Source organism: Paenibacillus sp. MCAF9 (assembly GCF_052114265.1).
GTDB lineage: Bacteria > Bacillota > Bacilli > Paenibacillales > Paenibacillaceae > Pristimantibacillus.
Map to the genome: position 1 here is coordinate 92,042 of NZ_JBFREL010000003.1, position 24,290 is coordinate 116,331.

Genomic DNA, 24,290 nt, shown 5'->3' on the forward strand with positions numbered 1-24,290 from the left:
AGAAGAGCCCGTCCCTCTATGTCATTGGCGACCTAGAGAAACAGACTCAATATTTCATAAACCATCATGACAACATTCACTTATTAAAGCATCGTATACCGCGTTTCACGGAATGAAGCTTCACCTGCGCCCACCAGACCAGGCAAGCCTGCAAGGCAGGATACAGCACCTGCAAATACGACTTGATCGTCCAGACGAATGGTCAAGCAGCCGTTAACGACCGTACTCGAAAGCGTATGCCAGACTGTCCAATCGAAGTTTGCCGCATCTAAAGTAACGCTGGATAAGACAGATGCCTCCCCATCCATACATGACGATACGGTTACGGAACCGGCTGTACGATTCAATACCGCTTCTACTGAGTTGCGCTCATCCGTATAAGCGGCATAGACGCCATATTCGGAACCACGCTTCACGAGAATATCGGTATCAAAACGGTAATCCTCACCTAAGGCAGCATCACCTAGTTTGTCCAATAACCAAGCTGTACGCAGCCCTTGCTTGCTGCTGCAGTGAAGCTCGCCGCCGCTGACACGGCAGATGCCAACGCCGCTCGTCCGCTCAAGCTGCTCAGCGAATGCAGTGCTGCTCGCATCCGTTAACGCCAAATGACGCGTAACCTCAAAACCTGCAAATGAAGCAGCTGTATAGCGCGTTTGCAAACCTACGCTGCCGCTGGTAATCGGGAATCGCTTATCTATTACCGTAACCTCATCAAGCTGAATACGATAGTTGTCTCCTGTTTTATCCACACGCAGCAAATGGTATACGGCGAAGTTAAAGCTCTCTGGCAAAGCATGCTCGATAGCTTCATGCTGAATCCCTTTATAGACGGCATGAGCACGCAGTACTCTACGTCCGACATCCAATAAGACCGACACGTAATTGCTTTCGTCTTGATATGCGGCATAAATACCATATAAACCGCCAGTATGATCCTTCGACCATTTCACGCTAGCTTCAAGAACATAGTGGCTGTATGCAGACTTCGTGACCGCTCCGGCGATAACAGCACGGCTTGTCTGAAGGGCTTCGCCATTTGCTCTTGTCCAGTTGCCCGCAGCTGCTTGCCACAACTCGCCAAGACCTTCTTCACTGCCGTCAAACAGATCACGGAATGTTGGCTGCGCCGGCGCTGTCTGCGGCGTATAAGTCGGGCCGGCAATATAGATCCGATCACCGCTCCAAAGCAGAGGATCTGCTCGCATCGTCCGCTGCTCACGGTCCATGTCAAGAACATCGTCAGCATTCCGGCCGTGGTAAAATACCCATGAATCCACATTGTTTGGAGCTCTAACGACGGAATTGTGGCCTACGCCCTCGACGCCATCATTTTTGCGAAGAAGCGGCTCATATTGATCATCGGAAGGATACTTGTTCCATTCCAGCTCATGAAGCGGCTGGCCTTTGCTGCCGTCTGCCACCGAATAACCTAAAAAATAATTCGGACGTACATACGCATTTCCGCTGTACATCATATAATGCTTCGTGCCGCGCTTTAAATAAAAAGCTCCCTCGATCGTATGCCAGTCACGGCCGTCGCCAAACCGATTTTCCTCATAGATTTCCTCATCAATAGTAGGCAATACGACAATTTGAGGTTCACCGGCTGGCGTAACCATATCCAGCATTTTATCGACCAGGATGACTGTGCCCGCACGATCACGATCTACGCCTGAAAATTCATTATTGGAGTAAAACATATAATAATCGCCTTGCTCGTCCTTCACAACATGCGCATCCAATGAAAACGTGTCATAAAACGTTCGCACGTATTCAAATGGGCCTTCCGGCGTATCTGAAACGGCAACCATCAATCGCTCTTCATGCACATCATCTTCCGTAATCGGCATTGATGATACGTATAAGTAAAAACGGCCATTCTCATATACAGCGGCTGGCGCCCAATATTCCTTATGCCCTTCCAGCTGAAATCCATAGCCTAAGTGCTCCCAGCTTACAAGATCACTGGAGCGCAGCACAACTACGCCAGCTTTCGCGGTTGCATAGGTATAATAACGACCGTTAAATTTCAAAAGGTAAGGATCGGGATGCACGAGCGTCAGCGGTTCCTGCTGCCCTGCGCCCGCTCCGATCTCCAGCGGATTCAAATACGATGCGCCGCCATGATGCGGCAGTCCGATAGATGGTATATTTTTAGCCATAATAATAGTCCTCCTCCAGCTTATCTACTAGCTCATTAATTAGCTTTTTACTGCGCCTGCCGTTAAGCCTGATTTCATTGCATTCTGACCGAACATATAAACAATAATGGAAGGAATAGTCATTAAAATAAGCGCTGCATAAAGCTGTGCGACCATTTCTGGCGTCTGATTTGTTGTACCCGTAAAAAATTGCGTAGCCAGCGTAACGGTATACATCTTTTCATCACGAATGAGGAGCAGCGGAATGATATAGTCATTCCATGAGTAGATAAATGTAAGCACTGCAATATTAATAATAGCAGGTATGCCAAGCGGGATCATGATCGTTCTGTACATTCGGAAGGATGTGCAGCCATCAATCATGCCCGCTTCCAGAATCGCATTCGGAATGGAATCGAAATAGTTTTTGAGAATAAGAAGCATGAACGGTGCATTGAATGCAACCAATGGCAAAATGACGCCTGAATAGCTATTCATAATGCCAAGTGTTTTTGCTGTAAAAAAGAGCGGTGACATAACCGCTGTCGCAGGAATAGCCAAGCAGGCAACCAGCGAATAAAACAGGACGTTTTTCATCTTGAATTGCATTTTTGAGAAGGCATACGCAGCCAGTGTAGCTAGCAAACCTACTGCGAGAGTTGTGCATACCGCGATAAAAAAGCTATTGAAAACGACAAGGAAATAATTGACCTTTGGGTGATTGATAACGGCAAGATAATTGCCAAACCCATTGATGCCAAGCGATTTAATGACGGATTGTACAAGCGGATACAACCAAACGACCGCAACTATGGCTAACACGGCTTGAATGATCCATTTATCTAATTTGCGTAAATTAATAAACATTTGAGCTCACCCCTTACGGTTATAAATCACGTTGTTGACGGTTCGTATACTGAATTTGCAGCACGGCAAGTATGAGAGCGATGATGAGAATGGTGACTCCCGCAGCAGCCGACATCCCGCCATTAAACTCCTCAATCGCCTTCTTATACACGTACGTAGTCAGAAACTCTGTCGAGCGCCCCGGTCCGCCGCCAGTAAGCAGCGATACGATATCGAACGTTTTGAGCGAGCCGACAATGCCAAGAATGACGAGTGTAGACGTTGTGCCGCCAACGAGCGGAACCGTAATTTTGAACAGCGTCCTCCAAAAGCCGGAGCCGTCAATTTTGGCAGATTCATAGATTTCATCTGGAATGGCTAGAAGCGCTGAATAATAAAGCGTCATACTAAAGCCCATCCATTCAAAAATATTGACGATAATGATCGACATGAGCGCATATTTGGGATCGCCAAGCCAGGATACAGCTAGAAAATCTAGCCCCAAAGCGCGCAATCCTTCATTTAGACTGCCGAAGTTTGTATCCATAATGATTCGGAATATAGCCGCAATAATGATCGGTGCCATAATGGTCGGTATGAAATAGACCGATCTGAAGATGGAATGGCCTCGCAGCTTCGCACGAAGCAGTATCGCCAGCATTAACCCAAGCGCCGCTTGAATGCCAACTGTAAAAATAAAGAACACGAGATTATTGCGCAGTGCGATATGGTAAGACTTATCGTCAAACAGCTTGATATAGTTATCAAAGCCGATATATTTCATCTCCGAGTCAATGCCGTTCCAAGAATGAAAACTCGTATAAACCGTAAATCCTATGCAATAGTACAAAAATAAGCCCGATACGATAAGAATTGGTAAAATATATAAATAAGCTCTCCAGCCGGAAAGAACAGAACGATTGCCGTTCATGGTGTATCACCCCTTCATTTACCTATCAAATATAAGGTTTTGAGTATAAGAAAGAGCATGAATACCAACACGCATATCCATGCTCTTTATCTGCTCTAAAACTTATTGCTTGCTAAAAATTCGAATTTACTTGCGGTCAATACCATCGGAAACCTTCTGGATATCTTTAAGCGAGGTTTCAATGCTTTTACCTGCTGCAACATCCTGCATCGCTACACCAATCGCATTCGTAAGCTCAGGGTAATCAAGCAGGCGTTTGCCTACTGCATTTTCGATTGCATCGTTTACCGTTTTGATCGCTTCACGCTCGGATTCGAATTTAAATTGATCAAGCGATTGAATTTCAACGCCAATCTTAGCTGGTGATCCTTGAATGAAATCAGCCATAATTTGTTGGCCTTCGCCTTGTGTCATAAACTCAAGCAGTTTCCAAGCCGCTTCCTTGTTTTTGGAGTTTTTGTTGATTGAAAGTGCTGTATCTACGCTGGCAACCGCTTTGGATTCGTTTGGTCCGATTTGCGGAAGCAAGAAAATGCCCGTTTCATCGTTTTCAATCGCTGTTCCGTCTTTCTCTCCGCCTGGAAGGCTGAAGCCTGCATGCCAAGAACCAGTCAAGAACATCGCTGCTTTACCAGAATAGAAGTATTGGTCACGAGCATCTGGGTAAGTAGACAAGCCCAAAGCTCCGTCTTGCATTACTTTATCTGTGAATAGCTTGCTCCATGCTGTCATCGTGTCGACGAAAGCTTGATCGGTCCAAGCTACTTTGCCTTGCTCTGCTTCATAGATTTTGCCTGGCGCGAATTGATTGCTAAGCGCTACGAACATATCAACGTCATGCCAAATGTCCTTCGCTCCGAAAGCTACAGGCACGATGCCGTTGCCTTTCTCACGAATAGTCGCATTAACAGACAACCACTCTTCATACGTTGTCGGCACTTTTGTAATGCCCAATTTATCAAAAATCGTTTTGTTGTAAAGAACAAATTCTTGGCCAGTCAAGTTAAGCGGCAGCGCAACCATTGTGCCGTCTTTTGCTCTTACTTGATCGATAGAAGCTTTAACGAACTTGTCCTGCCAGCCAGCACCCCAATTTGTATCTGCAAGCGCTTCGATAGGCTCAAGCGTATTGGCATATTGGTTCAGCATGCCTCCAACCTGCATACCAAGAAGATCCGGTCCTTCGTTGGCAGCCATCGCTACTTGAAGCTTCTTCTGAAAGTCTGTTTGCTCGCCGCGCCAGTAATCTACTTTAATGTTCGGATTAGCTGCTTCAAATGCCGCAATCGCTTTCTCTGCTTGTACATCCGTAGGAACCCAAGACCAGAAAGTAACCGTTTGCTGTTCCGTAGAAGTTGATCCACTATTCTTGCCGTTGTTTGTGTCTGTGTTTTTGCTGCCGCAAGCAGCAGCCGTCAATGTTAAACAAATGGATAATGCCAATACAAGCGCAAATCTAAAAGATAATTTTTTCATTGTTCCATCTCCCCTTAGATGTATGTTTGTCATCTTGCCTCTTCATCATAGAAAAGAAGAGCCCACACGTGGACTCCATTATTTTTACATTTACTCTATCTTTTTTACTTTTCACTCAAATAATCTTATTTTTGTTGTTTTTCATATTCGATTGGCGTGTTTCCAGTAATTTTTTTGAATACCGTAAAGAAATAATTGTAATTGTTAAAGCCAACCTGCTTTACAACATCCTTTAAATCAACATCGCCTGACCTGATCAGCAGCTTAGCTTGTTCCACTCGCACATGGTTGACATAATCAGCGAAGCCTTGACCGCATTCCTCCTTGAACATTCGGCTCAAATAAGAGGAATTGACTCCAATGACATCTGCGGCCTCCTGCAAAGTGATTGGCTCTGAGAACTTTTTCCGCACCCACTCCATCGTGCGGCGGGTATTTTCAGAATAAAGATTGTCATGCACATACGGACGAAGCGCCTCGACAAGCTTCTTATACACCCCAACAATCCATTCCTTCAGATCGGAGAGCGTATCAAATTTACCAATCGCCAGATAAGGATTCTGGTCGCCTTCGAACAAATCCTGATCTGCAATGCCAGCTTCCTTCGCCTTGCGATTAACAAGATGAATGAGTTCTACCGCAACCATTTGTGCCGTTTTATGCGGTGCGCGCGCTTCATTCATTCGAGTAAACAGCTCTTCGATTTTGATGACCAGATCCTTTTCATTGGATGCTGCGAGAAGCGACAGCAATGTTCGCTCCAGCTTCACATCAACGGAGAAGCTTGCACCAGAGTCAGCCCCTGCCTTTCGCTGTATCCCCGGCCAAATGACGACATCGCCGCCTTCATAAAACCTCTCCTGCAGCGCTTTATCCGCCTCATTGAAGTATTCATGCAGCACATTCACCTTGCTGCACATTTCACTTACGCTAAAGCTTAACATCAGGTTAAGCTGCCGTTTGGCGCTCAATCTGATTCGGGAGAGCGCTTCCGATATAATCGTGTGCCAAATAAATTTGCTGTTCGTATCAAATGAAAATAAAATAGCAAACTTCCCATTTTCGATCGGCGTCATATAAGCGTTTCCTGTATCTGCAAGGATATTGTCTGTAATATCCATAAAAGTGTCCATAATATAGTCAAGCTCTTTGGCGTTATATTTATCATGAAGCATGCCCCGGCTGTCCCACTCTGCAACGACAACGGTGAGCATCCGCAGGTTCAGAGCTAAATCAAGCTTGTCCATCTGCACGAGAAGCTCTTCTTCGCTATTGTACGTGTACTGAACAAGACTTCGAATGATCCCCCTGATCAGCGTCGTTTGATTCTGCTGAATTTGCCGCTGCAAATCCAGCGTCTTCGCCTGCTCCTCCTGCTCAATCGCAAACCGCTCCCGTGCGCTTGCAAGGGCAGCAGCCAATGTTTCTGCATCCAGCTCATGCTTCAAAATATAGTCGACAGCGCCCTTTTTCATACTGTTCTTCACATAATGAACATCGCTGTAGCTGCTGATCGCTATCACTTGAATATGCGGATAATGCTCCTCCATATAACTGATCAGCTCTAAACCATCCATTCCCGGCATACTCATGTCCGTAATGACGATTTCAGGCTTGCGTTCATCCAGAAGCTTGATCGCTGCATAGCCGCCGCTGGCTTCTCCGCATATATTAAAGCTGCCCGCTTCCCAGTTCATGATGTTTTTCAGCTTGCTCAACATAGGCAGGTCGTCATCGACCAGCAAAACATTAATCATGCTTTTTGTCTCCCTTCACTTCAATCGGAATACGCACGGTTACCGTCGTGAATAAACCGGGCACGCTCTCGATTTGCAGGCCATAGCCCATTCCATAATGGAGCTTCATTCTCTCCTGTACATTTACAAGCCCAATACCGCTAAATCTAGACCGATTTTTTTCAGTGACTTTATTAAAAATAGTTTCCAGCCGCTCTTGCTCGATGCCTACACCATTGTCTGACACCTGTATTACGATATGTCCATCATCCTCATATCCTTTAACCGTGAGCTGTCCTCTTCCCTTAAGCGGCTCTAAGCCATGAATGAGGGCATTCTCAACGATAGGCTGCAGCAAAAACTTCAACATACGCACCTGCAAAATCTCTTCCTCAATGTCGAATACAGCGACAAACTTATCATAATAACGAAACTGCTGAATATTCAAATAATGCTCCAAATATTGCTGTTCCTCTTGAACGGTAACATACTCTCCGCCTTTGCCCATGCTGCTATGCAGGAGTGTAACGAGAGAGGTAACAAGCTGCTTAATATTGTCGGCTTTCTGTACATCTGCCAGCCATTTGATTTGATTTAGTGTATTGAATAAAAAATGAGGATTGATCTGCGCCTGAAGCGCTTTAAACTCAAGAATCCGTTTCTGCTCCTCCGTTTGCTTCACATCATCAAGCAGCAGCCGCAAGTTGGTAACCATCGCGTTAAAGCCATCGCTCAGCTCCTCCACCTCATCGCCTGATGAAATGGCAATAGGATCAGATAAATTGCCTTCACTGACCTTCTTCATGGCCTGCCTTAAACGGCCGATATTAATCGTAATTTGGTTGGACAAAATCGTAGCAACAAAAAGGGCAACAATGAGAGTCACCATAGGAATAATCATAATTGTATTGGCTGCTTTTCTGCTCTCTGCGAGCAGCTCACCCTGTGGAATTAGCCCCACTGTCGTCCAATTTGTAAAATCGGATGTATGATAGATAACAAGATGCTTCTCACCGTTTATGTTCATGCTTATCTTGCCCGAGCTGCCCTTCAGCTCAGGGAGCACATCTGCATAAGCTGTATCTGAAATCGGCTGATTAATATCCTTATTGCGCGGCGAGTAGACAAAATTCCCTTTTTCATCAATCAGAAACAGCTGACTTTTATTAGGCAGCGGGGTATTGAATATACGCTCAACAACCTCATAACTGAAATCAACCATGACGTAACCTGCCGCCTCCGAGCCGTCCATGATTGCCCTCGCAATAGAAACAACGTTTTGGTTCACATAGGAAGACACATAATTAAGTTTTTTATTGGAATGAGTCGTAATAAATATTTTGTTCCCTCTTTGCTCTAGAAGCTGCTCGAACCAGCTTGACTCCATAAATTCATTGGTTAGAACCGTGGCCCCCTGCGAGTAGCTGCGGCCTCCCAAACTCGCTACTTGTATGCTCGATATGTAATATTTGTAGCCATATAAACTAGAAATGAAGTTATCAAGCTTACGATCCTTCTCAAGTCGATTAATTAAACTTTCAGAAGGATCAGGCAAAAGCACATCAATCACGTTGGGGTGGTTGAGAGAAATAATCGTACTAATATAATCGATGTCCTTGAGAGTAAGCTCGAAGCTTTTATTTGCATCCAAAATGGTACGGGACATAAAGCTCTCGGCCGATTCGCGCTGGCTATCATAATATTTGTTGTACCACAACACGCTAACTATCGTCAGCGAAACAATGATTACTACAGAGAAGCTTGTGAATATCTTGGTGCGAATGCCGATTCTCATTCCAAATCTCCAATTCTATACATTTAGGCTTTTGGACTATATGATACTCCTCAACCTCGGACAGGACAAGCATGCTTTAAAAAAAGGAAAAGCTGATCGCATCGTTGCGACCAGCTTTTCTTGGCTTTCTATTCGAACAAGCTGACTGCCTTGCCCCGCACTTCTTCGAGCATCTTCTTTCGGGCTGCATCATCAATTTGCGGCACGCTGCCAAAAAATATATGACCAACTGACTTGATGCCGCAAAATTCATAAATACCCGTATCCGAAGTTTTTTTCAGCCCATCGTACATGCCAATCTGGCTGTAAATCTCCGAAGGCGTTCCATGTGTATTAATAATAAGCCCCTTCTTGCCCGCAAGCAGCTTGCTGATCGTTCCATCCTCACCATAGGCATAAGCGAAACCATACGAGAATACCCGATCAATGTAGCCTTTAATAAGTGCAGGCAGCCCCGTCCACCAAATAGGATATACCATCGTAAACGCATCCGCCCATTTCACATGCTCTTGCTCCGTTTTAATATCCATAGGTGTGTTGCCTTCGCGCAGCGCCTCAAAATCGCTGGCTTTGAGCACAGGGTCAAATCGCATCGCGTACAAATCTCGGACGACGACCTCATGGCCTTGCTCCTTTAATGATCCAATAAAAGCATCCACAATGGCGTTATTAAAGCTGTCTGGATTAGGATGACAATAGACGATTAAGTGCTTCATAAAAAGGCTGCACCTCCGTAAGTATATAGACATCAGTCCGCATTAGTGTTGCCTAATCATCTTGCAATATGTAATGCCTGAATGCTCTCTTTTCAAGCGATAGCCTGCTTTGGTTTGTTTGCCCGCTTCTAGGCATTCGCACAGTCCAATCGCAAGGGATTGGCATAGGTATAGACAGAAACCATGTATTTTAGGCTTGGAGGAATAGTTATGCACTCGTCTTTCCATACACATAGGTACCAGCCAGATCGGTTAGCAACAGACGAATATTTGCTCGACATGAAACAAGGAGATGTAACTGGTGACGGTATACCTGATCAGATTTATTTATTTGGCCATAAACCGGATGGACCATCCGGTATATTCGCAGATCATATTACGCTAGTCATTCAAGATGGATATTCACAGCAGCACACAGTCGTTCCTTTACAAAACAATGCCGGTTATAACGCTGTCCTGCTGCTGGGCGACTTTGATAAAAATCAAATACCTGACATTTTGATCAGCATCGATTCCGGAGGAAGCGGCGGTTACGGCATTTTTTACATTTACTCCTTCGCTCACCATGCGCTTCACAAGCTGTTTGATTCAGACAGCTACAATCAACAATACAAGTTTCGCGTCCAGTATGAAGATATGTACAAAGTATCGGTATCAAGTGCTCAGCTTGATTTGCTGTTTATCATTGATATAAGCAGCAAAGGGGCCGCTTATTTAGCCACTTATTACAACGAAAACGGAATGCTGAAGCAGCCTCTGCAAGGCGAAGTGCTGGCTATCGCAGCATTAAATCCAATCATAACTGCCGAGAACCGGGCATCCTTCGATCTGCAGGCTCTTCAGCGCATCATTGGACCTACAAACGCTGATACGCTCGGTTATGTAGAGAATCTGCTGACATGGAATGGAAACAGATTTGATTCCTCTAGATTAAACGTCGCTATAATCGGCACTCCGCTCCAATCGCATTTTTAACTTTTTTCAGATTGAATCGCTGACAATGATCGTTCGCCCAATCGTTGCTAGGTATTTCTGCATAACATGCATTAGCCCAATTGATAAGGAGTGATTTTGCATGGCATTTATGCCTCCAATAGGCCCTCAGGGGCCAATGGGACCGATGGGGCCTTTCGGACCATTTGGACCGCAAGGTCCACAAGGTCCACAAGGACCGATGGGACCAGGACAACAAGGTCAACCAGGTATGTCGGGTCCGACCGCTCCGCCACCACAATTCACGCCGCCGCAGCCTGCTGTTACGCCTTTTGCGATTGATCCAGGCGCTATCTCCGGCTGTTTGTTCCGCAACACTTACGTATGGTTGGATAATGGTCATGGTTTCTGGTTTTTCCCTGTATTTGTTGGACGTACATCTGTCTCCGGTTTCCGTTGGTTCGGAAGATCATGGGGTTACACCGGTATAGATTTACGGAGAATCAGCTCTTTCACTTGCTTCTAAATGTTCATATGAACATAAAAAAAACGACTTCTCCTCTTTTTCTGAGGAAAAAGCCGTTTTTTTAATTTTATTATGCTTTTGCCCCGCGAAGCATGCTCTTCATGTAGCTGCTGCATGCGGTTATGAAGTACAACGTCTGCATCACGATATAAATGCCGATAACGACGAAAGAGTAAATCCAGTTAGATGATTCCATAATGTTGTCGAGTGCTTTCATCGCGAACAAGGCGTGACAAATGCCAACAATGACGGGAACAAAGAAGACGATGCCGACCTGCGTTACAACAATTTTGCGAATCTCGCCCTTCGTCATGCCGATGCGGACTAAAGCTTTAAACTGGGCTTGGTCTTCTTGCAGCTCGGTGAACAGCTTGAAATAAATCATGCTTCCCGAAGCAATGAAGAATAGCAAACTAATGAACATACCGATGAATAAAGTCAAAGAAACCGTTTGATTCATTTCTTGCAGCGTTTTTACACGGCTAAAATCGGTTTGGGATTGAAATTGTTCTGGCACAAGCTTGCTAAGCTTCTCAACCGTAGCTGCTGTTTTCTCCCAATTGCTTAATTCATAGCCATACATCACATAAAGCTCATCTTCTGGCACACTCGATAGCAGCTGCATGTAGGAAAAATCATCCATTACGAAAGTAAAATAGTTGCTATCGAGATAATTCATTACATGCGCTTGTACCGAGCCGCTAATATCGAATGCCGTTTCCTTACCGTTAATGCTGCCTTTTACAGTACCTGCTTGTTCTCTTCCTTTTGATAAATAGGACTTTATAAGCGTTAGCTTGCCATTCTCAGGCTGAATGCTCGGCTGACCCGTCAATGCTGCAAGCTTGTTGTAGTCGGTAGCTGAAATAACCAAAGCATCATAATCATAATCACGCGCCTTTTCGTCTCCCCATTTAACCGAAAAGCGATTCAACAGTACGCCAGCTGCCTTTGCTTCACGCACAATTTTGTAGCCGTCCTCTTTGACTACTTGTCTAAGCTTACCTGGGTCAATAACCTCATGTGTATTCAAGCCTTTTTCACTATAAGCTAGCGAGAAAGGAGAGTATTCTATCATATTTTTTTTGGCACCGATGTTCATCACATATACCGTCCCAAGGGCAGTCATAACGATCGCGCTAAGAATTGATACAATAAATAAAATACGCGCATTATCCTTTATCTTATAGCCGAGCTGTGCAAACACGATCATATTGGTTCGTTTATAATATATCGATGATCTTTTTTGAATATAGCGGAGCAGCAAAATGCTCAGCTGAGTAAAGAGAAAGTACGTCCCGATAACGACAGTAATTAGTATTGGCAAGGCTAGCAGCATGAAATTTCCGTCGTTCATAACCAGAGCCATGCCATATGCAGCCGATAAGCAAACGACAGACACAGCAACCAGCCAAGGCGAGAATACGAGCTGTCCTTTTGGCTTGCGAGCCGCTTTCAGCAAATCAATAATTTCAGTTCGTCCAATGCGAAGCGCTGTCCAAATGGAGATCAGCATGAACAGAACAAAAAAACCGCCTGCCGTTAAGCCAATGGCTTTGATTGGAGCCGCAAAAGATATCGCTTCCTGCAAATTAAGAAGCACCGTTAGAGCCATAAAAAACAGCTTGCTGAACAGCATGCCAAGACCGATGCCTACAGCGATGGCCAGCGCAGCGATGGCTGCATTTTCATAAATAACAAGCTTTCGAAGCTGAACTTTTGTCATCCCGAATAAAGAGAACAAACCAAATTCCTGCTGCCTCGTTTTGAGAAATGCTGAATTAGAATAGAGCACAAACAAAAACGAGAATATGACGATAATATATTCACAAAACACCATGCCTGTACGAATTTTTGATGCCGCCATAATGTGGCCGCTCGTTACTTCTGGATGGTATAGAAACGCTGCATAAATATAAAAGATCATAACGGAAAAGACGCTGCTCAGGAAAAATGCGCTGTACGACCGCCAGTTGCCCCGAATATTACTAAGCGCGAGCGAACGGAACGTCATCGAAATTACCTCCCAGCACGCTGAGCGCATCTAATATTTGTTGGAAAAACGCTTGCCTGTTCGAGCCGCGGCGAATTTCCGAGAAAAACTTGCCGTCCTTGATGAATACGATGCGCTGGCAGTAGCTCGCAGAGAATGGATCATGCGTTACCATCAATACGGTCGCCTTAAAACGCTCATTCATGTCCTTCAGGGAATCCATAACATCCTTCGCTGATTTGGAATCGAGATTGCCCGTCAACTCATCTGCAAGCACGAGCGAAGGCTGATGAATAATAGCACGGGCGATTGCTGCGCGCTGCTTCTGACCGCCAGACACCTCATACGTCCGCTTATTCAAGATTTGTTTGATTTGCAGCAATTCAGCGAGCGAATCCAGTTTTTGTTCAATTAGCTTCGGTGCCATGCCCTCCATTACGAGCGGCAAAATGATGTTTTCCTTGATCGATAATGTGTCTAGCAAGTTAAAATCCTGAAAGACGAAACCGAGCTCGCGACGGCGAAATAAGGCCAGCTTCTTATCCGTTAGCTTGCTTGGGTTTACGCCGTTGATTTCAATTTGACCAGAGGTTGGACGATCGATCGTGGACAATAAATTCAGCAGAGTTGTTTTTCCGCTGCCTGAGGGCCCCATTACCCCTACGAATTCTCCCGCTTCCACTTGAAGCTCTATATCCTCAAGCGCTTTGTAAGCGACGTTGCCTTTACTGCTGTATATTTTGCCAAGCCCTTCTGCTTTTAGTACGCTCATTGCTTTGTTCCTCCCCAGATCTATCTGTAATGTGCTTCATTACCGTTAGTATAGACGAGGGGAAGAGGTTAAACCCATCGATTTCCCTTTCATTCACACCCTGCCAACCTTACAAGTTTGTCACCTAACCTGAGCTTCCGTTACCTCCGCTGCCCATAATATGAATGCCGCGCGGTTTGAATGCGACACTGACCGTCGTACTTTCTCCGAGAACCGAGGAAACGGTCATCTCATGACCTAACCGATTGCATACCTGCTTAGCCAAATAAAGCCCCATTCCTGTTGACTCGCCCGCCGTTCGTCCATTCTCACCTGTGAAGAAAGGATCAAAGATGCGTGGAAGATCATGCGGCGCAATACCAATGCCTTCATCGATCACCTGCAGCCTGCCTCCTCCGTCATTGAACGCTTCCAATTGAAAAAGCAGTTTTTTGCCGCCTTCTTTGCTTTTACTATATTTGATTGCGTTGCTAATAAATTGATTAAGCACAAAGGTCATCCATTTCTCATCGGTTTCCACGAATGCTTCCCCCTCGACACGAGGGAAAATGGAGTAACGGATGCAAAGCTTCTTATGGGCGTTGATGACCGAGCGCACAAGCTCATGAAGCGCTACCTGCTTGACATGCAGGTCGATTTCAAACTTATCCAGACGAGCTGTATACAGCATCATCTCAAGCCCTCGCGTCATCCGATCGGATTCCTCCTGCATACTTAGCGCCAGCTGCTGCTGTTCCTGCTGCGAGGACGAGTTCTGCTGCAAAACCTCCTGAGCGAGCAAATCGATGACAGATACCGGCGTCTTCATATGATGCACCCATTGCAGCACAAAATGATTATGTATTTCCTGCTGCCTTCGATATTTGCCAAGCTCGTTCAAATAAGCCCTGCTCTGCTCCTCCAGCATTTTAGCGACAAGCTTCTGCTCCTGTGTCACTGTAGCTTGTACGATTGTTGAAGCTTGCAGTTCTTCAGACCGTGCAATCGCCTCCAACATTTGCTTAAAGTACGTGCGCTGCCGCAAATAATCAACGACCAGCCACGTCCCTAGCAAAAATAAAGCAATGACGATAAAATAATAAATCGTACCCAGCTCGACTAACCCTGGGTATCGCTCACGCTCAAGGAGAAGCAGGCTGACGGCGAGTAAAATAATTAAACAAACCATAAATATAAATAACAGACGATCACGTAAAAATAACGCCAGCGATAAGCCTCTCATCGTGACGTTTCTCCTACTGCATTTTCGATTACGAGCTTATAGCCCTGTCCCCGCACCGTTTCAATCGCTTTAGGAAGCCCAAGCTCCTCCAGCTTTTTCCGAAGCCTGGTCACATTGACCGTAAGCGTATTATCATCGACGAATTGCACATCGTCCCAAAGCGCTTCAAGCAGCTGCTCGCGCGAAACAACCATGCCATGCCGCTTCATCAAGCATTCAGCCAGCAGCTGCTCGTTTTTTGTCAGCTCAATGCGGCAGTCTCTCCATTCAAGCTCATTACGGTTCAAGTACAGACGAAGGTCGCCAGCTGACAGCTCCCCTGTTTGAGAGGCAACGCCAGTTTCTGTAGCTGCAGACCCGGACGTCGCATATTCCCCGTAAGCTCGCCTTAGCACGCTCTTCACCTTTGCCATTAATAAATCCAAATGGATAGGCTTCGTAATATAATCATCGCCGCCGTTCTCTATAGCCATAACTTGATCCATTTCGCCCGCACGGGCAGAAATAAAAATAATAGGGAGGCTTGAACGTGTTCGAATTTGTCTGCACCAATAATAACCATCATAGTAAGGCAAATTAATATCGAGCAAAATGACATGCGGATCAAAAGCCTCCAGCTCCGGCATAATTTCTCGAAACTGTGTAACAACGGCTGCCTCAAATCCGTATTTATCCATATTTTTTTTGAGTATTGAAGCAATCTTATCGTCGTCCTCTATGATGAAAATTCGATACATGAAATTCCTCCTATAGGTTTACGCCTTTTCCTTCCGAATTCTTATCTTTAGGAACAATAAGCTTCACCTTTGCTCCTTTGCCAGGCTCCGAAACAATATCCAAATAACCGCCGATGCTGCGAGCTCTCTCCTCCATGCTGAACAAGCCTACACCGTGGCCGATGCGCTCAGGACTGAAACCGAGCCCTTGATCTGTTACGCTGACGACGACCTCTTCCTCCAGCTCCTCAACCACCACTTCAGCCTCGCCTACATCAGCATACTTCGCGATATTCGTTAATGCTTCTTGAATGACACGATAAATAGCTGTTTCCTTCATAATGCCCAGCCTGCTCTTTAAATTGCATGTGAGCGTCAATCGAATGCCAAAATGCTGTGAATAATTGTCCACATAAGTTCTTATTGCCGGAACGACACCTAAATCATCGAGAACCGATGGCCTCAGCTCCCAAGCCAAACCACGAATATCCTCCATCACGCCAGATACATCGCTGCGAAGCGCGCCCAGCTCAGAAATGTCATCATGATCGCCGATGATGCGGTCAAGCCGAATAAGCAGCGAAAAGAGACTTTGGCCAATCCCGTCATGCAGCTCTCTCGATATTCGTTTTCGCTCTTCCTCTTGGATTTCAATCACCTTAACCATCATTTCCTTCAGCTCTTGCTCAGCCCGCTTCCGCTGTGTCACTTCACTGCGTATGGCTAAATATTGATAAGGGTTGCCCGCTTCATCAACGAAGGGAACAATCGTCGTGTTAACCCAGTAGTAGCTGCCGTCCTTGGCACGATTTTTAATTTCGCCTCGCCATACTTCGCCGCTTGAAATAACCTCCCACAGCTTGCGGAAGAAATCGCGCCCATGAAATCCGGAGTTAATAATCCGATGATCCTTGCCTATTAACTCTTCACGGCTGTACTTAGAAATTTCACAAAACTTATCGTTTACATATTCAATCCGCCCTTTATGATCCGTGACTGCAACGATTGACGATTCATCCAGCGCAAACTTCACATCTGCAAGCTGCTTAAGCGAATGATTAACTTGCGTGAGCATCGACTTATCGTCAATCTCATCCTCTAGAACGGATAGAAGATAATCGACGTCTGACCCAATCATTCGCCGAAAATTGTTACCGTCATGCTTAATCATAATGCAGCAGCCCCTTCTCTAGCGCAAACTTAATGAGCTCCGGCCTTGTTCTAAGCCCGAGCTTATCCATCACATGGCTTTTGTGAGTCTCGACTGTCTTTACGCTAATAATTAAACTTTCCGCTATTTCCTTATTTGAATACCCTTTGGCGATCCAGCCCAAAATCTCCTTTTCACGCTCAGATAACGTATTGTAAGGGCTGTTGTCCTCCCCGCCTTGCTTCAGCTTGACGAGATATTCGCTCATCAACCGCTTTGTAGCCGTAGGATAAAGATATGCATTTCCTTGCGCTACCGACTGGATAGCTGATATAAGCTCATCATGAGGCGCATTTTTCAAAATATAGCCTGAAGCTCCGATATGAATCGCGCGGAACAAATATTCGTCATCGTCATGCATCGTCAAAATAAGAACCGCCGTCTCAGGCAGCAGCTTCTTCAGCTCCGTCGTTGCTGTCATTCCGTCTTTGCCATGCGGCATACTAAGATCCATCAATACAACATCCGGCACTAATTGCTGTGCCATCTGAATGGCTTCGTCCCCTTCCGAGGCTTCCCCTACTACCTCGATATCATGCTTGCCGTGCAGCAGCATCGCTAGACCCGATCTGACCATCGCATGATCATCACAAATAAGCAGCTTAATCATCTTGTTCTCCCCTCACTGGAATGATACCTCTGTCGATACGAGTCTATCATTTTTATTATCTATACTAGTATAGCTTACATTAGGAAGTGAATTGTATTTACAGTCAAAAAAAGCCATCATCAAACGAGCATTGATGAAAGCTCTACTGTAATATGTGAAGCCTTCTCCAGCTCTTCGGCGACATAGGTCTTCTCCGAGCGTCTACCGATAAGCAGAACGCCGCAGATGCCTTTAGGCGTTTGAATGGGTACGCTTGCAGCAATGCGCAGCTGTTCTGTCAGCAGAATCGGCTCTCCTAACTTGAACCGCACCGTATCGGTCATAGCCGAGCTTGTGCTTGCGGTTCTGCCGGAGCGTATCGCAGAACCGGACAAACCCGCAGACGACTTCTGCTCAACAAGCGAGGTGCGCTCACTTATGCTGCCTGATGCCTTGGACCAGCGCAGCTTACGTTTGCCCGTATCGATCAAGCCGAGTATAGCGAAATCGCTGCCTGTCTCCCTCTTCAATCGCTCGATGTATGCAGCGATTTCCGCTTCTATCGTCTTCATCCTCATTCCTCCTTCAGGAAATACAAGCAATCTCTAACCTTATTATAAAGCTAAGCAAATGCTTTGTATGTCAGGGAATTCCCTGAATTAATGCCAACCAAACCATTATTGCCTTAGTATGTACAGCGATTTCGGCATAGAAAAAAGGAGCCCTTTTACAGGCTCCTCCTTCGACGGTGTTTGATCGTACGAGTCTTCACATCTAACACTTCACATTGTTAAGATTACTTGGGCACCGCTTGTACACATTCCGTTTTAATGGATTGCGCTTAGCGTGTGTGTTCAGAGATGCTCTGCGACACAACCCCTCGCTTTCATAAAAGCTTAGTGATTAAATAAGTTCCTCCTGCAGCCCTAGCACCAAAAGGTCCAATGGAACCACACCTCTCTTCACACCGTCAAATCTAATATGCACATCATTTCACTGCCTTATACCTGTTTTGAAAATTTTTTTTATTCCTGCGTTCATCCCATAATGTTTAGAAGTTCTCCTGCGTTTGAACAACAATAAGGCTGGATGACTCTTTCTCTGCATCGTGTTGAGCGCTCTTCTGCTCCGCTTCATTTTTATTCAGCAAATAGAACATTTCACCTGCAAAAAATACGATCGTAAAACCAATCACTAACATTAGCTTAATCGTTGTCGCTTTATTTCTTTTCATCATGTCATTTTTTTCGGTTTTCATGGTTGTCCATGTTCTCTTGTCCTTTATTGCCGTACTCGCCATATGGCCGCAAGCACATTGGATCGGTGAATGAAACGCATAGCCTTCTGAGGAAATCGTATAGTTGTCTGTTTGAACTGTATGCTTTCTATTGCATGATGTGCAGCCTACCTCAATAAACTGTCTATAATCACGAATAAATTTCATGCGCTGTTATCCCCCAAGATGATCGATTTATAGACTTAAAGCCAAACCGACAACAAAAAAAACTTCCGGAATGCATATGAATTTCATACGCATTTCGGAAGATAACATTCACCGCTCGTTATTAGCACTCGCCTGCTGCAGCTGGTTTTCCTGCATCCTTCGCTGTGCGGAACGATGAACCGCAGCCGCAAGTTGCACTTGCATTCGGGTTCTCGATCGTAAAGCCGCCGCCCATTGCCGATTCCTTAAAATCGATAACAAGACCGGTTAAATATTTAACGCTTTCTCCATCTACAACCACTTTAAGGCCTTCCATATCTAAAGCCTTATCGCCTTCATGCTCTTCATCGTCAAAGCCCATGCCGTAAGAGAAACCACTGCAGCCGCCTTCTTTTACGCCTATGCGCAAGAACATTTCAGGGCCGCCCTCTTCAGCAAGCATTTCTTTTATTTTGTCAGATGCTGTATCACTGATTGTGATCATGCTACATCCCTCCGTTTATCCATCATTCGTTTTACTTGCTGATTGCTTTTCACTTACTTATTTGTAGTATACTCCAGTTTGTTCAGTTGCTCAATAGAAGCATGCCCACAAATGGAATTTACAATTTGTGTAAATGTCAATACTTTTCTTATTGCCCCTGCTACGTATGAGGTTTATAATAGTTACAGCTTCTTTAATCGGAAAAGAAAGTTATTTTTTTCACAAACTACTTAAATCAGGAGGCTTAGCCATGAACGTTATAATACCGACAGAGGATACAAAGATGCAGCACATTATTGAAAAAGTGCGTCATGGGCAGCGTTTAACGCTTGAAGATGGTGTTTTCTTGTATCAATCAGACGATCTGCTTACAATTGGACAGCTCGCAAATGAAGTTGCCCTTCGCAAAAACGGCAAGAAGGTTTATTTTATTGAGAACATGAGTCTTTACTTCACGAACGTATGTGAAGCCCATTGTGCATTTTGCAACTTCCGCAAGGATGAAGGCGAGGAAGGCTCCTACACGCTTAGCGGCGAGCAAATGATTGAATATGTAGAACAGCATTTCCACCCTGGCGTTCGGGAATTCCATATCGTAGGCGGTCATAATCCGAATGTTCCTTTCCAATATTATGTAGATTCTTTGAAAGCATTAAATGAGCGTTATCCCGACGTAACTCTTAAGGCTTATACAGCAGCGGAGATCGACTTTTTCTCCCGAATCAGCGGCTTGACTTACCGCGAGGTGCTTGAGGAGCTCATGAAAGCCGGCCTGAAGTCGCTAACAGGCGGAGGCGCAGAAATATTATCAGATCATTACCGCAAAAAAATGCGTGTAGACAAAGCCGACGTTACCCAATATTTGCAGGTTCACCGGACTGCTCATGAACTAGGCCTGCGCACGCACACAACCATGCTGTATGGTTCAATTGAAACGAAAGAAGACCGCATCCGCCACATGATGCATATTCGTGATCTTCAAGACGAAACAAACGGCTTCCAAGTATTTATTCCGCTTTCCATGCAGCCGATTAATCCAAGAGCTGGCATTCGCAGACGTAATTCAGCATTCGAGGATCTTAAGACGATTGCAATCAGCCGTTTGATGCTCGACAACTTCCAGCATATTAAAGCTTACTTTATTAACATTGGTGTACAGCTTACTCAAGTTGCATTAACGATGGGAGCATCGGATGCGCATGGCACGATTGTGAAGGAAAAGATCAGCCATGCTGCAGGTGCCCTAACTCCTGAAGGCATAACACGCGAAGATCTCATTTGGCTCATTAAAGGCGCAGGACGAATTCCGGTGGAACGCGATACTTTTTACAATGAAATTAAAGTTTACGAGTGAGTAATCTACAACACGAACGCACAAAATAGACCATCATCAAGAAACGTGGAGTTGGAAATCATATGAGAAAACTTATTATTTTGGGCGGAGGTTATGGCGGTCTTGCCATAGCTAACGAGCTCTTAGAAAAACAGTTGCCGATCGATGTTTCCATCGTACTGATTGACCGAATGCCTTTTCAAGGCTTAAAAACGGAATATTACGCGCTTGCAGCTGGAACCGTCTCAGACCTGGAGCTTCGCGTAAAGTTTCCGGTTGATCCAAGAATATCACTCGCTTACGGCGAGGTCACCGATGTGGATATGGAGCTGAAGCTTGTTCATATCGAAGACCATGAATCGATGGAATATGAATGGCTTGTTATCGGCCTAGGTTGTACGGACAAATATCATGGGATTGAAGGCGCTGAGCAGTATTCTACGAGCATTCAGACCTTCTCAGCCGCTAGACAAACCTACGCTCAGCTTAATGACGTTAAACCTTATGGCCAAGTGTCCATTGTAGGCGGCGGACTAAGCGGTGTCGAGGTTGCAGCGGAACTGCGCGAGAGTCGTCCTGATCTTAACATTCGTATTTTGGATCGCGGTCCTAAGGTGCTTTCGGCTTTCCCGAGCAAGCTGCAATCCTTTGTAGCGGAATGGTTCGGAGAGCATCATGTTGAAATGCGCGGCCATGTCGGACTTACAAAAGTCGAAGGCGGCATTTTGCATGATGGCAATTCACCAACACCTATTTATACAGACGTAACGGTATGGACAGCAGGCATCCAGCCTGTACCGCTCGTGCAGCGAATGGAATTGCCGAAGGATAATCAAGGCAGACTTATCATTAATGAGTATCATCAATTGCCGGATCATACCGATGTATTTATCGTTGGTGACTGCGCAGCACTGCCGCTCTCGCCAAGCGGTCAAGCCGCAGGTGCCCAAGGCAAGCAAATTGCCGAGGTACTGCAGGCTATCTGGCATGATAAGACACCTCGTCTTGGCAAAATCAAGCTAAAAGGCGTTCTCGGTTCACTCGGCAAAAAAAGCGGCTTCGGCTTGATGGGCGGAACCGCGATTATGGGCCGTGTGCCACGCCTTGTTAAGAGTGGAGTGCTTTGGAGATCTAAACGTCACCTTGGCTAGTACAACGTATTACAAATCATCGAGCAGCTTATCCAGCGCATCTTGATCTGCCTTTTGCTGCTCAATGGCTTTCAAAATATTGTCGTGCAGCTCGTCTACTGAGTCTGCGGATACGATTGCACCCTCAACTAACGCAAATGGGTTTAAATAACATTCGCCGCAGTTGCCTAAGCAGCCATATTCGGTTACTTCGTATTCATCATTTTGCTCAAATAATTGCATTATACGATCAGTGCCGTGGTGCATATTACTGGCACAAAACTCAATCATTGTTTTAAACATGAGGCCTCACCTAACTTTACTAAGTTACTATCCATTTTCAATTGCTTCACTTTGTACTATAATAGGGGAGAAAGGAGATGATTGCAATGAGTGAACAAGTACAAGACACGATGTACGATGAAGTATTGGACGTACTCGATAAGCTTCGTCCGTTTTTGCAGCGCGACGGCGGCGATGTTGAACTAGTCGATGTTGAAGGCGGCATCATCAAGCTTCGCCTAATGGGTGCATGCGGAAGCTGCCCAAGCTCGACGATCACGCTTAAAGCGGGTATCGAACGCGCACTTCTTGAAGAAGTTGAAGGTGTAATCGAAGTCGTTCAAGTATTCTAAAAATATAAGAACGAATCATGATTGCTCTAGGCATGACAAATGATGAAGAGTCTTATCGACAGCATAGGAGCTAGCTCCGAAGCTTAACGATAAGACTCTTTTTTTAAAATCCTATAAGATCAGAACATCCCTTTAATATTGGCGACGATTGGATCAAAGCCGCCCGTTACATCAATTACATTGCCCGTTAAGAAATTCGATTGCCGGTCACATAGAAACAGCACCACGCGCGCTACATCCTCGCCAGTACCTGGACGACCGATCGGCGATTCTTTATCGTAGTCTTCCTCAACCTCGGCAATAGATCGTTCCTTGTTGACGCCCCGGATATCTCCAGGCCCAATTAAATTAACGGTAATGCCATGCGGTGCTTCTTCGACTGCTAACGACTTCGTAAATGAGACAAGTCCTGTCTTCGCTGCGGCATATACCGCTCGATGCGGCCAAGCCCGCGCTTCTCCTGCATGTCCGAAGCCAAAGTGAACGATACGTCCCCATTTGCGCTCTCGCATGCCAGGCAGCAGGCGATGATCCAGCAGCATAACGCCTAACAAATTGCCGTGGAGCAGTCTAATAATAGTCTCTTCATCATATTCGCTGAATAGACGCCGCTTGCGGACAAATGGGCCTGCGTTGTTGACCAGTATATCTACGCCGCCAAATGAACGCTCAGCCTCGTCAGCAAGCCGCTCAACGCCCTCAGTCGTAGCAATATCAGCTTGCACGGTAATTGCCTTTACACCAAGCTGCTCGATCTGTGCCTTTACCTGCTGTGCTTCAAGCTCGCTCTCGTAGTAGTTAATGACAACATTGCAGCCTTGCTCAGCAAGCTGGAGCGCCGTTCGTTTGCCGAGTCCCTTAGCGCTGCCTGTTACTAATGCTGTTTTCCCTTTGAGTCCCACGAGTTTTCCCCCCTCGGGATTATGGTTGCTTGTTTCGCATCAATCCGCATGCGTATTGATACGTGAGCAGCAGCGATTCCATCGCTAAATATAGACCCTGCGTCAAATCAGCGGATTGCTCTGCTACATTTTCCAGCTTGATCTCTTCACCGTACATACGGCTGCTTTGAATAAGATCATCCTGCATCTCCGAATTCATGAAATGAATCTCGGTGTTTCTGCGCTTGCGCATCCTTGTTGTTGATTCCTTGTATTTCTCCTTCACATCATTCAGCTTCCAAGTAAGCCCTGGATGAGCTTTCTTCTCCCGCATGTTGCGCAAAACGGTGAAATAGGAAAAATGCGGCTTTATCCGCTCCGTTCTCATATCGAGAAGTTCATTAAGGAACGTACCAAGCTTATCCAGCAAAGAAAATACACGGATAAAAGCGTTTTTATCAAAGTAGATATAACGATTATAATGGATACGTTCCTCATCTGTCATTTGTTTGAGAGAGGAGGAAGTAATTTTATGTTGAAAATGAAGGGCGACATAATGGCTTTGCTCTAGCTCGTCCAATGAAGAACGAAGTCCAAGCGTCCAAATCTCATATTTGCGAAGCTTTTGAACGTCAGCTCCGTTCTCAGCCATTTTTTTGGACAAAATGGAGATGAACTGATCCATGAAACGATACGTTTCTGCAAGGGTTCCTTCCGCTTTTCTTAAGGGTTCATCAAACAGGAAACGCAGCATCATCGAACAGTCCCTTCTACATTA

At 45.5% G+C, this 24,290-nt stretch carries 24 protein-coding genes; 5 read left to right on the forward strand and 19 right to left on the reverse strand.

Going from position 1 to position 24,290, the window contains the following annotated elements; translation table 11 throughout:
• Positions 1 to 83: 83 nt before the first annotated feature.
• The 7 genes from AB4Z45_RS05890 to AB4Z45_RS05920 form a co-directional block, all read right to left on the reverse strand.
• Positions 84 to 2,165 carry a glycoside hydrolase family 43 protein gene (locus tag AB4Z45_RS05890; RefSeq protein WP_441908303.1) on the reverse strand — a complete coding sequence of 694 codons (2,082 nt, stop codon included), beginning with the start codon at positions 2,163 to 2,165 and terminating at the stop codon, positions 84 to 86.
• 39 nt (positions 2,166 to 2,204) lie between these two features.
• Positions 2,205 to 3,011: a carbohydrate ABC transporter permease gene (locus tag AB4Z45_RS05895; RefSeq protein ID WP_076267542.1), complete on the reverse strand. Its 807-nt coding sequence runs from the start codon at positions 3,009 to 3,011 to the stop codon at positions 2,205 to 2,207.
• 19 nt (positions 3,012 to 3,030) lie between these two features.
• The gene (locus AB4Z45_RS05900; RefSeq protein WP_339204444.1) at positions 3,031 to 3,921 is read right to left on the reverse strand and encodes a carbohydrate ABC transporter permease; all 891 of its coding nucleotides are present in this window, start codon (positions 3,919 to 3,921) and stop codon (positions 3,031 to 3,033) included.
• Positions 3,922 to 4,047: 126 nt separating this feature from the next.
• Positions 4,048 to 5,397 carry an ABC transporter substrate-binding protein gene (locus AB4Z45_RS05905; RefSeq protein WP_441908304.1) on the reverse strand — a complete coding sequence of 450 codons (1,350 nt, stop codon included), beginning with the start codon at positions 5,395 to 5,397 and terminating at the stop codon, positions 4,048 to 4,050.
• 125 nt (positions 5,398 to 5,522) lie between these two features.
• Positions 5,523 to 7,154 (reverse strand): response regulator transcription factor, encoded by a 1,632-nt coding sequence (locus tag AB4Z45_RS05910; RefSeq protein WP_441908305.1) that lies wholly within the window; start codon positions 7,152 to 7,154, stop codon positions 5,523 to 5,525.
• The gene (locus AB4Z45_RS05915) at positions 7,147 to 8,928 is read right to left on the reverse strand and encodes a sensor histidine kinase (protein ID WP_441908306.1); all 1,782 of its coding nucleotides are present in this window, start codon (positions 8,926 to 8,928) and stop codon (positions 7,147 to 7,149) included. The genes AB4Z45_RS05910 and AB4Z45_RS05915 overlap by 8 nt, the downstream gene beginning before the upstream one ends.
• Before the next feature lie 128 nt (positions 8,929 to 9,056).
• Positions 9,057 to 9,644, reverse strand: a complete 588-nt coding sequence (locus AB4Z45_RS05920; protein WP_441908307.1) for an NAD(P)H-dependent oxidoreductase — start codon at positions 9,642 to 9,644, stop codon at positions 9,057 to 9,059.
• 210 nt (positions 9,645 to 9,854) lie between these two features.
• Here AB4Z45_RS05920 and AB4Z45_RS05925 point away from each other — a divergent pair, with 210 nt between their 5' ends.
• The gene (locus tag AB4Z45_RS05925; RefSeq protein ID WP_441908308.1) at positions 9,855 to 10,619 is read left to right on the forward strand and encodes a VCBS repeat-containing protein; all 765 of its coding nucleotides are present in this window, start codon (positions 9,855 to 9,857) and stop codon (positions 10,617 to 10,619) included.
• A gap of 100 nt (positions 10,620 to 10,719) precedes the next feature.
• Positions 10,720 to 11,103, forward strand: a complete 384-nt coding sequence (locus AB4Z45_RS05930; RefSeq protein WP_441908309.1) for a hypothetical protein — start codon at positions 10,720 to 10,722, stop codon at positions 11,101 to 11,103.
• Between the two features lie 70 nt (positions 11,104 to 11,173).
• On the opposite strand, the gene AB4Z45_RS05935 is transcribed toward AB4Z45_RS05930, so the two are convergent.
• From AB4Z45_RS05935 to erpA, 9 genes are all read right to left on the reverse strand, one after another.
• Complete coding sequence (locus tag AB4Z45_RS05935) at positions 11,174 to 13,117, reverse strand: FtsX-like permease family protein (protein WP_441908310.1); 1,944 nt, start codon at positions 13,115 to 13,117, stop codon at positions 11,174 to 11,176.
• Positions 13,092 to 13,868, reverse strand: a complete 777-nt coding sequence (locus tag AB4Z45_RS05940; protein WP_076267534.1) for an ABC transporter ATP-binding protein — start codon at positions 13,866 to 13,868, stop codon at positions 13,092 to 13,094. Before AB4Z45_RS05940 ends, AB4Z45_RS05935 begins: the two co-directional genes overlap by 26 nt.
• A 124-nt stretch (positions 13,869 to 13,992) precedes the next feature.
• Positions 13,993 to 15,090 (reverse strand): sensor histidine kinase, encoded by a 1,098-nt coding sequence (locus tag AB4Z45_RS05945; RefSeq protein ID WP_441908311.1) that lies wholly within the window; start codon positions 15,088 to 15,090, stop codon positions 13,993 to 13,995.
• A complete protein-coding gene (locus tag AB4Z45_RS05950) occupies positions 15,087 to 15,827 on the reverse strand; it encodes a response regulator transcription factor (RefSeq protein WP_441908312.1) in 741 nt (246 codons plus the stop codon). The genes AB4Z45_RS05945 and AB4Z45_RS05950 overlap by 4 nt, the downstream gene beginning before the upstream one ends.
• Before the next feature lie 10 nt (positions 15,828 to 15,837).
• The gene (locus AB4Z45_RS05955; RefSeq protein ID WP_441908313.1) at positions 15,838 to 16,977 is read right to left on the reverse strand and encodes a PAS domain-containing sensor histidine kinase; all 1,140 of its coding nucleotides are present in this window, start codon (positions 16,975 to 16,977) and stop codon (positions 15,838 to 15,840) included.
• Positions 16,970 to 17,626 (reverse strand): response regulator transcription factor, encoded by a 657-nt coding sequence (locus tag AB4Z45_RS05960; RefSeq protein ID WP_441908314.1) that lies wholly within the window; start codon positions 17,624 to 17,626, stop codon positions 16,970 to 16,972. Before AB4Z45_RS05960 ends, AB4Z45_RS05955 begins: the two co-directional genes overlap by 8 nt.
• Before the next feature lie 119 nt (positions 17,627 to 17,745).
• Positions 17,746 to 18,177, reverse strand: coding sequence for a GAF domain-containing protein (locus AB4Z45_RS05965; RefSeq protein WP_441908315.1), 432 nt, complete (start codon positions 18,175 to 18,177; stop codon positions 17,746 to 17,748).
• A gap of 479 nt (positions 18,178 to 18,656) precedes the next feature.
• Positions 18,657 to 19,049 (reverse strand): hypothetical protein, encoded by a 393-nt coding sequence (locus AB4Z45_RS05970; RefSeq protein WP_441876661.1) that lies wholly within the window; start codon positions 19,047 to 19,049, stop codon positions 18,657 to 18,659.
• Positions 19,050 to 19,170: 121 nt separating this feature from the next.
• Positions 19,171 to 19,533 carry an iron-sulfur cluster insertion protein ErpA gene (erpA, locus tag AB4Z45_RS05975; protein WP_339204459.1) on the reverse strand — a complete coding sequence of 121 codons (363 nt, stop codon included), beginning with the start codon at positions 19,531 to 19,533 and terminating at the stop codon, positions 19,171 to 19,173.
• Between the two features lie 250 nt (positions 19,534 to 19,783).
• On the opposite strand from erpA, the gene mqnE reads away from it, so the two are divergent.
• The gene (mqnE, locus tag AB4Z45_RS05980; RefSeq protein WP_076267527.1) at positions 19,784 to 20,887 is read left to right on the forward strand and encodes an aminofutalosine synthase MqnE; all 1,104 of its coding nucleotides are present in this window, start codon (positions 19,784 to 19,786) and stop codon (positions 20,885 to 20,887) included.
• Between the two features lie 62 nt (positions 20,888 to 20,949).
• On the forward strand, positions 20,950 to 22,017 hold the full coding sequence (locus AB4Z45_RS05985; RefSeq protein ID WP_441908316.1) for an NAD(P)/FAD-dependent oxidoreductase: 1,068 nt from the start codon (positions 20,950 to 20,952) through the stop codon (positions 22,015 to 22,017).
• A gap of 9 nt (positions 22,018 to 22,026) precedes the next feature.
• Here the strand turns inward: AB4Z45_RS05985 and AB4Z45_RS05990 are convergent, their stop codons facing one another.
• Positions 22,027 to 22,299, reverse strand: a complete 273-nt coding sequence (locus tag AB4Z45_RS05990) for a YuzB family protein (RefSeq protein WP_076267525.1) — start codon at positions 22,297 to 22,299, stop codon at positions 22,027 to 22,029.
• Positions 22,300 to 22,385: 86 nt separating this feature from the next.
• On the opposite strand from AB4Z45_RS05990, the gene AB4Z45_RS05995 reads away from it, so the two are divergent.
• Entirely contained in the window at positions 22,386 to 22,631 is a 246-nt protein-coding gene (locus AB4Z45_RS05995; protein WP_054026871.1) for a NifU family protein, read from the forward strand.
• 119 nt (positions 22,632 to 22,750) lie between these two features.
• Here AB4Z45_RS05995 and AB4Z45_RS06000 read toward each other — a convergent pair whose 3' ends face one another.
• Both AB4Z45_RS06000 and AB4Z45_RS06005 read right to left on the reverse strand, forming a co-directional pair.
• Positions 22,751 to 23,533, reverse strand: a complete 783-nt coding sequence (locus tag AB4Z45_RS06000; protein WP_076267524.1) for an SDR family oxidoreductase — start codon at positions 23,531 to 23,533, stop codon at positions 22,751 to 22,753.
• 19 nt (positions 23,534 to 23,552) lie between these two features.
• Positions 23,553 to 24,269, reverse strand: coding sequence for a Cthe_2314 family HEPN domain-containing protein (locus AB4Z45_RS06005; protein ID WP_339204464.1), 717 nt, complete (start codon positions 24,267 to 24,269; stop codon positions 23,553 to 23,555).
• Between the last annotated feature and the right edge of the window lie 21 nt (positions 24,270 to 24,290).

Excerpts from the sequence above, each read along its gene's own strand:
- AB4Z45_RS05890 (WP_441908303.1), bottom strand. The coding sequence starts at position 2,165 with ATGGCTAAAAATATACCATCTATCGGACTGCCGCATCATGGCGGCGCA.
- AB4Z45_RS05895 (WP_076267542.1), bottom strand. The coding sequence starts at position 3,011 with ATGTTTATTAATTTACGCAAATTAGATAAATGGATCATTCAAGCCGTG.
- AB4Z45_RS05900 (WP_339204444.1), bottom strand. The coding sequence starts at position 3,921 with ATGAACGGCAATCGTTCTGTTCTTTCCGGCTGGAGAGCTTATTTATAT.
- AB4Z45_RS05905 (WP_441908304.1), bottom strand. The coding sequence starts at position 5,397 with ATGAAAAAATTATCTTTTAGATTTGCGCTTGTATTGGCATTATCCATT.
- AB4Z45_RS05910 (WP_441908305.1), bottom strand. The coding sequence starts at position 7,154 with ATGATTAATGTTTTGCTGGTCGATGACGACCTGCCTATGTTGAGCAAG.
- AB4Z45_RS05915 (WP_441908306.1), bottom strand. The coding sequence starts at position 8,928 with ATGAGAATCGGCATTCGCACCAAGATATTCACAAGCTTCTCTGTAGTA.
- AB4Z45_RS05920 (WP_441908307.1), bottom strand. The coding sequence starts at position 9,644 with ATGAAGCACTTAATCGTCTATTGTCATCCTAATCCAGACAGCTTTAAT.
- AB4Z45_RS05925 (WP_441908308.1), top strand. The coding sequence starts at position 9,855 with ATGCACTCGTCTTTCCATACACATAGGTACCAGCCAGATCGGTTAGCA.
- AB4Z45_RS05930 (WP_441908309.1), top strand. The coding sequence starts at position 10,720 with ATGGCATTTATGCCTCCAATAGGCCCTCAGGGGCCAATGGGACCGATG.
- AB4Z45_RS05935 (WP_441908310.1), bottom strand. The coding sequence starts at position 13,117 with ATGACGTTCCGTTCGCTCGCGCTTAGTAATATTCGGGGCAACTGGCGG.
- AB4Z45_RS05940 (WP_076267534.1), bottom strand. The coding sequence starts at position 13,868 with ATGAGCGTACTAAAAGCAGAAGGGCTTGGCAAAATATACAGCAGTAAA.
- AB4Z45_RS05945 (WP_441908311.1), bottom strand. The coding sequence starts at position 15,090 with ATGAGAGGCTTATCGCTGGCGTTATTTTTACGTGATCGTCTGTTATTT.
- AB4Z45_RS05950 (WP_441908312.1), bottom strand. The coding sequence starts at position 15,827 with ATGTATCGAATTTTCATCATAGAGGACGACGATAAGATTGCTTCAATA.
- AB4Z45_RS05955 (WP_441908313.1), bottom strand. The coding sequence starts at position 16,977 with ATGATTAAGCATGACGGTAACAATTTTCGGCGAATGATTGGGTCAGAC.
- AB4Z45_RS05960 (WP_441908314.1), bottom strand. The coding sequence starts at position 17,626 with ATGATTAAGCTGCTTATTTGTGATGATCATGCGATGGTCAGATCGGGT.
- AB4Z45_RS05965 (WP_441908315.1), bottom strand. The coding sequence starts at position 18,177 with ATGAAGACGATAGAAGCGGAAATCGCTGCATACATCGAGCGATTGAAG.
- AB4Z45_RS05970 (WP_441876661.1), bottom strand. The coding sequence starts at position 19,049 with ATGAAATTTATTCGTGATTATAGACAGTTTATTGAGGTAGGCTGCACA.
- erpA (WP_339204459.1), bottom strand. The coding sequence starts at position 19,533 with ATGATCACAATCAGTGATACAGCATCTGACAAAATAAAAGAAATGCTT.
- mqnE (WP_076267527.1), top strand. The coding sequence starts at position 19,784 with ATGAACGTTATAATACCGACAGAGGATACAAAGATGCAGCACATTATT.
- AB4Z45_RS05985 (WP_441908316.1), top strand. The coding sequence starts at position 20,950 with ATGAGAAAACTTATTATTTTGGGCGGAGGTTATGGCGGTCTTGCCATA.
- AB4Z45_RS05990 (WP_076267525.1), bottom strand. The coding sequence starts at position 22,299 with ATGTTTAAAACAATGATTGAGTTTTGTGCCAGTAATATGCACCACGGC.
- AB4Z45_RS05995 (WP_054026871.1), top strand. The coding sequence starts at position 22,386 with ATGAGTGAACAAGTACAAGACACGATGTACGATGAAGTATTGGACGTA.
- AB4Z45_RS06005 (WP_339204464.1), bottom strand. The coding sequence starts at position 24,269 with ATGATGCTGCGTTTCCTGTTTGATGAACCCTTAAGAAAAGCGGAAGGA.